The sequence below is a fragment of the Paraburkholderia sp. genome, from assembly GCF_034668105.1.
Classification (GTDB): domain Bacteria; phylum Pseudomonadota; class Gammaproteobacteria; order Burkholderiales; family Burkholderiaceae; genus Paraburkholderia.
The window spans coordinates 1-3,558 of sequence record NZ_JAXDPY010000024.1 but is presented as its reverse complement, the minus strand read 5'-3'; the positions used below and the strand labels follow the sequence as shown (position 1 = coordinate 3,558).

Sequence of the window (3,558 nt, the reverse complement as noted above, 5' to 3'; positions counted from 1 at the left end):
CGAGCCGATCCGGGCGCGCCACTTCGTCGTAGACGGCCTGCTTGCTGGTGGTCAGCGCGATCACCACGTCGATCGAAGCGGGAATGTTCGCGTCAGGATCGGCTAGCGGTTGCAGTTCGCGCACCTTGCCACCCTGCGCGCCACCGGTGCCATGTGTGCCTTGTGTGCCACCTGTGCCGTCGGCACGATGCGCGGCGCAAAACGCTTCGGCCCGCGCGGGCGTACTGCCCTTCACCCACACACGCGCGTCGGGGAACAGTTCGCCGATCGCTTCCAGATGATTCAGCGCCTGCGTGCCGGTGCCGATCAGCAGGAATTCGCGCGGCGTGGCCGGCGCGAACGTGTGTATGCCGAGCATCGACATCGCCGCCGTGCGACGCCCGGTGACCGTCGGGCCGTCGAGGATGAAGAGCGTCTCGCCGGTGTCGGCGTCGAACGCCATCACCTGGCCGTGGATTGTCGGGATGCCGCGCGGCTTGTTGCTCGCGCACACGTTGACCAGTTTGTGGATCGCGAGATCGGGCGCGGTGGCCGGCATCGACAGCATGATGCCGCCCTCGTTGAGCGGCACGACGAGCCGCTCGGGACTCGTGATGCGTTGCTGCGCGTAGTCGATGCTCGCACGCTTCAATGCGTCGACGAGCGTTGCGTACGGGATCAGCCGCGCCGTAGCGGCGGCGTCGAAAATCTGCGTGAAGGGGCGAGACGAGCGGGTCATAAGCGAGATTTTCCTGTCCTTTCGAGATGATGCGTTTAATTCAGCACACCAGAAAACCATCATTCAACGGATCGCGTTCACCGACGATCCTGCTTGCAAAACCGTACACGTGTGCGGTGCTGTCGTTCACCGGTGCCGTCAGTTAAGCGCCGGACGCTTCGCTCACGGGACGCGACGACTGGATCACCATCAACAGATCGCCCGGCTCGATCGGACACGGCTCGTCTTCATAGAACGACAGCATCTGTCCCGCGCGGATCAGCCCGACCACCACGGCACCCGGCAGCGCATTGCTCCAGCGGCCCACTTCGAGCGCCGTGGCCGGACGCTCCACCAGATTGACGCGGCCGCGCGCCGACAGCAGATCGTTGACGAACGGCACGATGTAGTTGCTGTCCACCGCGTCGGCGAGCAACAGGCCGCCGATCTTGGTCGATGAAACGATCACGTCCGCGCCGGCCTGGCGCAACTGGCGCTGGTAGGTTTGCTCCTGGATCCGCACGACGATCTTCGTGTCCGGCGCGACACTGCGCACGCTCAACGTCAGCAGGATCGCGATGGCGTCGTTGCTGACGGCGATGATGACCGCGCGGGCGAGGCGCACCTGCGCCTGCTGCAGCAGATCCTCGCGCGATGGATCGCCGAGCAGGCCCGCCACGCCCAAAGCCGTGGCCGCTTCGAGCGCCTCCTGCTGCGAATCGATGACGACGATCGACTCCGCGGCGAAGCCGCTTTCCAGTAGTTCGCGCACCGCGACTGAACCGCTCAAGCCATAGCCGCACACCACGACGTGATCGCGCAGTTGTTTTTGCAGGCGTTTCATGCGGAATTCCTCGATGACGCGTTGAATGACGAACTGATAAGCGGTGCCCAGAAACACAAACCAGATCACGATCCGGATCGGCACGATGAAGAAGGCGTCGATGAGCCGCGCCCGGGCGGTAACCGGCACGATGTCGCCATAGCCGACGGTGGCGACGGTGACCATCGTGAAGTACATCAGGTCGACGATGCCGAGCACCTTGCGATTGGCGTCGCGCAGACCGTCGCGGTCGAGATAGAGCACGGCGAAGGCGAGCACGCAGAGGCCGAGCACGAGATAGATACGCTGCAACAGCATGCGCTGCGGCGACGCCGCGGGGCGCGTGAACAGCGTGCGCGCGCGCGGCGCCTGCCAGGGTGTGCGAGCCCGGCGCGGCAAGCGAAAGCGTCGTGGGCGTGGCTGCGGCCCGGGGTGTGGCTGATCAGTCACGCGGCGGCTCCAGGAATCGGGAACAAGCGATTCTACGACGCCTCGCGCGCCGTGGGGCCGGATCGGGAGCAGGCGGCCGCGCCGCCGCCTTCACTGCGGAGCGGATTGGGCTTTGGCGTCGCCTTTCTTGCCGCCGTTGAACATCGCGCGGCACGGCGGGCTGAGTTCGTCGACGTGCTGCTTCATGCAGGCGGTGATTTTTTCCTTGTTCGGAATCTCGGCGGAGCAGAAGTGCATGGCGTCGCCGCGACAGGCCTTGGCCTGGTCATCTTCGGAGGCCGCATTCGCCGCGGTCGCTGCGCTCAGCGCCGCAACGCTGAAGGCAAGGCTGGAGGCAAGCAGGACGTGGATTCGATTCATGACGGGGTCCGCTATCGCAAAGGTCGGTGAGATCCTGTTCAGCAGAAAACGGGCCCGATCATTGCGCTCGCCACCCGACGTGCCGGCCGCCGCGGCTAGCGCGCGATGCGGGTGAGCGTCATGCCACGCCCTGCGTAGAAACGCGCCATGGTTGCGAGCGGTAAATACACGTCCGCCTGGTGAGGCGCTATACCCGACGGATTATGAAACCACACGCCCTCGCGATCGCGCCCGTGCAGCAGGATCAGATGCCCGCCCTGGCGCTGATTCGGCCGCTCCGGATAGCGGATCTCGGGGCTCACCGAGACGATCGCCAGCGTGTCGCCGTCGATACGCATGGCGATCTCTTCGAGCGGCGCTTGCGGCAGTACCTCGACCTGAATGCCGAATGCGCCGCCGATCCAATCCGCGAACGGCCGATAGATCAGACCGTCGACGCCACCGTCGTCGCGCAGCCGGTACACGCCGTGCCGCAATGCTTCATCCAGCAGCGCGGCGCGTGGCGCATGTTCGATGCGCCAGTAGTCGAGCGCGGATTCGAGGCAGGTCAGACCGCACAGGCGTTTGCCCCAGAAGCGGTAGCGCTCCGGGTCGGCGAAACCGCTGCGCTGCCAGGCGGGGTCATCGCACGGGTCGGCCTGTTGTTCGACGATGTGGCGCACCCATTCGGGGCTGCCCCATTGCGTGTAGTACGGCACGTCGGTGTGGCGGAGCGTCGGTGGGTTCATGAGTCGAGCGGAGTCAGTGGATGAACTTCTCGCGCTGGCTCCGCAGTTCGGGCAGGGACCACTTGAGCGCGCGGGAATGGCCAAGCGTCATTCGACGTTGACCTGCATGTCGTCAGCGAGATTGATCGCGCCGTTCGCGCGTTGCCGCACGCGCCGGCGATCACCACATCGGCGTGTTTTCGGAACGGTTGGTCGGCGAGGGTGAATCTCGCGTGCAGCGGGTAAGTCGTGGTCCTCAGGCGGGCGGGTTTTAAGTGTGGGCATAATCTTCGCAGGGAGGCCGGATGTTCGCAATGCCGCAATGCGCCCGTTTTGCCGTTGTGCCGTGGCAGGCACGTCAGGCAGGCATTGCAGGCAGGCAGGCAGGCAGGCAGGCAAATGTAAATTATTCGCCAATTGTATTTTATGCGCGAGACAGATATTTGTAGAATATTCGTCACACGAATATTTGACAAATATCTGTGTGACGCATAAAATGCATTTATTCGTCTCGCGGATAA

The 3,558-nt window shown here is 64.3% G+C and carries 4 protein-coding genes and 1 pseudogene; all 5 read right to left on the bottom strand.

Annotated elements, in window-relative coordinates; translation table 11 throughout:
• Nucleotides 1-718: delta(1)-pyrroline-2-carboxylate reductase family protein (locus QOC89_RS01300; protein ID WP_323043366.1), on the bottom strand; the 718-nt coding region annotated here is incomplete at its 3' end.
• 142 nt (nucleotides 719-860) lie between these two features.
• Nucleotides 861-1,970 carry a potassium channel family protein gene (locus QOC89_RS01295; RefSeq protein ID WP_323043365.1) on the bottom strand — a complete coding sequence of 370 codons (1,110 nt, stop codon included), beginning with the start codon at nucleotides 1,968-1,970 and terminating at the stop codon, nucleotides 861-863.
• A gap of 90 nt (nucleotides 1,971-2,060) precedes the next feature.
• The gene (locus tag QOC89_RS01290) at nucleotides 2,061-2,330 is read right to left on the bottom strand and encodes a hypothetical protein (protein ID WP_323043364.1); all 270 of its coding nucleotides are present in this window, start codon (nucleotides 2,328-2,330) and stop codon (nucleotides 2,061-2,063) included.
• Nucleotides 2,331-2,425: 95 nt separating this feature from the next.
• Nucleotides 2,426-3,058 carry a C39 family peptidase gene (locus tag QOC89_RS01285; protein WP_323043363.1) on the bottom strand — a complete coding sequence of 211 codons (633 nt, stop codon included), beginning with the start codon at nucleotides 3,056-3,058 and terminating at the stop codon, nucleotides 2,426-2,428.
• 87 nt (nucleotides 3,059-3,145) lie between these two features.
• Nucleotides 3,146-3,558, bottom strand: a pseudogene (locus QOC89_RS01280) (hypothetical protein); the annotation flags it as partial.

Excerpts from the sequence above, each read along its gene's own strand:
- QOC89_RS01290 (WP_323043364.1), bottom strand. The coding sequence starts at position 2,330 with ATGAATCGAATCCACGTCCTGCTTGCCTCCAGCCTTGCCTTCAGCGTT.
- QOC89_RS01285 (WP_323043363.1), bottom strand. The coding sequence starts at position 3,058 with ATGAACCCACCGACGCTCCGCCACACCGACGTGCCGTACTACACGCAA.